Below are 3,880 nucleotides of genomic sequence, written 5' to 3'. Positions count from 1 at the left end.
ACTTATTACACTAAACAGAATATGTTTATTTCCCCCAATTAAGAAAAACAAATTTGTTTGCTGTTTTACAATGACAGATTATTTAGACAATAAATCTTCTTTCTATTATACTTAATTTGTACGCCACTATCTCGGAGAGAAGAGGGATTCCAATAAGCCATTACATTTACAGCGTCGGCATGAAGGGACTGGCCGGCCAAGTCATCCGGATCGAAGCGACGGTCCGGGAAGATAAGGAACAATGCGTCATCATCGGTTTGCCGGATGTGTCGATCAAGGAATCAAAAGAGCGGATCTTGAATTGCCTGCATGCGCTGGGTGCCGACATTGACATGAAAAAGATTACGATCCATTTGTCGCCGGCGGATGTGAAAAAACAGGGGACTTCGTATGATGCGGCGATGCTGCTCGCAGTATTGCAGGCGATGGCGAAGCAGCCGGTTATCATACCGGACAAGACCTGCGTCATTGCAGCGTTAACGCTGAACGGCGAACTGACGACGTTCCACAGCATGATCCCCACTATCCACCAGGCGATTCTGCTGGGATTCAAACGGATTTACATTCCACCAATCGAAATTTCCCTCTTTGCGCAAGCTGCGGATGTTGAATTGATCCGCATGCCGGACATGCCTTCTCTGCTCTCCCATCTGAAAGGAACCCCTTCCCTGTTGGACGAAGAACTGACCTTGCTCCCACTCGAAACGATCCATGAAGAAACCGAAAAAGTCCCGCACGTCTGCTTTTCGGCCATCCGCGGACATGCGGAAGCGAAACGCGCTTTGCTGCTTGCGGCAGCTGGCGGACACCACGTATTGATGAGCGGACCGCCCGGCTGCGGCAAAAGCCTGCTGGCCAATGCGTTCCATACGATTTTGCCGGATTTGACGCATGACGAAGTGCTGGAAGTCTATAGCATCTACCAAATGGCGAAACAGGCGCGTTCCTTGTCGGAGCGCCCACCGTTCCGCAGCCCCCATCATTCTTCTTCCGAAGGGGCGATCATCGGCGGCGGCCGTTTTCCGAAACCCGGCGAAATGTCGCTCGCTCATCGCGGTGTGTTATTCCTCGATGAACTGGGGCATTTTCCGAGGCGCGTCATCGATACGCTGCGGCAGCCGCTCGAGAGCGGCTTTGCGGTGGTGAACCGCGTCGAAGGGTCCGACCAGTTCCCGGCGACGATCAATTTGATTGCCGCGACGAACCCGTGCCCCTGCGGCTATTACGGCTCGCACGAGAAATACTGCACGTGCGGCGACAAAGTGCGCTTGAAGTATATGCAAAAGATTACCGGTCCGATTATCGACCGGGTCGACTTTGTGCTGGGCATGAAAAACCAGGGCGTGTTCGAGACGGACACAGGCGAGCCTTCGGATGCGATTCGCAAAACGGTGTCAGACGCCCGCAACCGGCAGCGCATCCGTTACGGCGCCAATTATACGAATGCCATTGTGCCGATCAAGCTCTTCGAAGAAAAGGTCTTTTTCAGTGCTCCGCAGCTCTCGCGTATCCAACTGGTCAGCTCACAGGAAAAGCTCAGCAGCCGCTCCGCGTTGAAAATCCTGCGGCTCGCGCGCACCATTGCCGATGTCTCAGGGGAAGAGGCGATATCAGATGCGTCGGTGGACGAAGCGCTGAAATGGAAGATTCGTGCGTCCCATGTCCATGGCTCGCTGATGCGGTGATGCGTTGACGCGCCGCAGAGAGTTCAATCCGAATTCGTATTACCATGTCATCATGCGCGGCAACAACCGGCAGCCGATTTTCAAGACGAAAGAGGACATGTTCGAACTGAAACGCGCCTTTTTGCATGTCCACGCCGATTATCCGTTCACGCTGCTGGCGTATTGTTTCATGACGAACCATTACCACTTGCTGATCAAAGCGGAGCGGGATCCGCTTCATAAGATCATGAGCCTTATCAACCGGCGGTACAGCGCATCCTATGCCAAGCGCTACCGCCATATCGGCCGCATCTACCAGAAGCGTTATTTTGCCAAGGAAGTCGATTCTCGGCTCGGCCTGCTTGTGGTCAGCTCTTACATCCACCGCAACCCGATCCAGACGAAGGTGCCGATGGTGGAGCGCTTGGAACAGTATCCATACAGTTCGTTCCCGCTCTACTGGGAGGATGCGCTCCTCGCTCCGCCCTTTTTGGACCGGAAGATCTTGCGGGGCTTGCTGCCGCCGCCGTTTGACAACACAAACCAGGCCTATTGCATCTATTGCCTGACGTACCAGCAGAACGCCGAGGAAGATCCGCACATAGAAGACATGGAGCCGCCTGTGATGTAGGATTGCGCTGGTCTTTGAGCAGAAGCTGGTTGACCTTCTTTCCAGCTGTTCCCATTTCGTCCCTGTGTACGGCGCACTTATGAATAGTTAGCATGCCGATTGTAAACACAAAGACCGCCTTCGAAATCCCTTGATTTCAGTGAAGGCGGTCTTTTGGTTATTCATGTTAACTGAATAAGGTCAATTGTGTCTTACACAGGGACGCGATTATAGGGCGTGAATTTTACGCCACAGGAGAACGTTTTCTATGATTTTAAGAAAATAACGATATTTTTCGCTAATAAAATATCGTTATCTCTCCATATAACATGTTAAGATATAAATATATATGATTTACACATCAAATTGGAGGTGATCCGATGAAACTGCCTTATTCCTTGCCTCTATTGCCGGTTGAATTTGATAGTGAAACCGAACTGTTTTTCTATAAAAAAGTTGTTTCCGCTTCTACAAAGTTAGAGAAATTAAAGGAAAAGCTGCGCTACTCAGTCGTGAACCAATCCTTTCTGGAATTGCTGACACTGATGGAATCAGTCCAATCCACCAGAATCGAAGGAACACAGGTTACTTTTCACGACATGCTGGAGGATCAATTGGAGCATAAAGAAGATTGGGAGAAAATTGAGGTCCGAAATTACCAAACTGCTCTTGAGATTGGGATAGAGGCGGTTCAAACCGGGTACCCCTTGAGCGAACGGCTTATCCGGCAAATACATGAAGCACTGATGAAAAATGCCCGAGGATCTGCCGGGGCTGCCGGGACGTATCGACGTGTCCAAAATTTCATCGGTCCAACCAACCAAATGAAAGACGCGGCTTACATCCCTCCAGAACCACAACTGATGGATCAATACATGACCAATCTCGAGTTATTTATCAATGGAAACCCTTATACACAAGAAAAGCCGGATGACTTGCATCCCCTGATCAAGGCGGCGATTATTCATGCCCAATTCGAATCCATCCACCCTTTCCTAGATGGAAATGGGCGGTTAGGCCGGATTTTAATCGTTCTCTACTTGTTGCAAAGCAAATTGATAGAAACTCCTTACTTCTTCTTAAGTGAAGAATTGGAAAGTGAGAAGTTTAAATATTATGCTTTGCTGAATGGAGTGAGAGGAATTGATAAGCCTTCTCCGGATTGGAAGAGTTGGATCAGCTTTTTTCTGGATGCAACCATAAAAATGGCTGACCATCAGTACAGTAAACTTCATCAAGCAGAGGAGCTTTATCAGACAGGGGTGGATCGCTTGACGCAGCCTTCCACAAAAAAAGTCTGGACTGCTATGTTCACAGCGCCGATTGCAGACGTGAAACAATTGGAAAAGATTACAGGTCTGGCACCGGTGACCATCCGCAACGCTTTAAAAGAACTGGTCCAGCAAAACATGATCTTCGGAAATGACCGCCAGCGAAACCGGCGCTATTATTTCTATGATTTGATTTCCATTATGAAGGAATAAAAACCAGCCATCCTCAGTTTTGAGGATGGCTGGTTTTCATATGCATATAGCCATCTAAAAGAACCACCTGAGACAAATTTTAGAACCACTACGGACAAAAAATAGAACCACTTAAGACATGC

At 49.2% G+C, this 3,880-nt stretch carries 3 protein-coding genes; all 3 read left to right on the top strand.

The genetic code is table 11. The features are described from left to right. Positions 1-116 precede the first annotated feature (116 nt). Positions 117-1,685 (top strand): YifB family Mg chelatase-like AAA ATPase, encoded by a 1,569-nt coding sequence (locus tag QMA09_RS16920; protein WP_290213978.1) that lies wholly within the window; start codon positions 117-119, stop codon positions 1,683-1,685. 4 nt (positions 1,686-1,689) lie between these two features. Next, entirely contained in the window at positions 1,690-2,295 is a 606-nt protein-coding gene (locus QMA09_RS16915; RefSeq protein ID WP_290213977.1) for a transposase, read from the top strand. 359 nt (positions 2,296-2,654) lie between these two features. Continuing rightward, on the top strand, positions 2,655-3,758 hold the full coding sequence (locus QMA09_RS16910; protein ID WP_290213976.1) for a Fic family protein: 1,104 nt from the start codon (positions 2,655-2,657) through the stop codon (positions 3,756-3,758). Positions 3,759-3,880 lie beyond the last annotated feature (122 nt).

This window comes from Planococcus sp. APC 3906, from assembly GCF_030407685.1.
Taxonomy (GTDB): domain Bacteria; phylum Bacillota; class Bacilli; order Bacillales_A; family Planococcaceae; genus Planococcus; species Planococcus koreensis.
The sequence above is the reverse complement of the archived record's forward strand: the minus strand, read 5'-3'. Positions and strand labels throughout refer to the sequence as shown.

Excerpts from the sequence above, each read along its gene's own strand:
- QMA09_RS16910 (WP_290213976.1), top strand. The coding sequence starts at position 2,655 with ATGAAACTGCCTTATTCCTTGCCTCTATTGCCGGTTGAATTTGATAGT.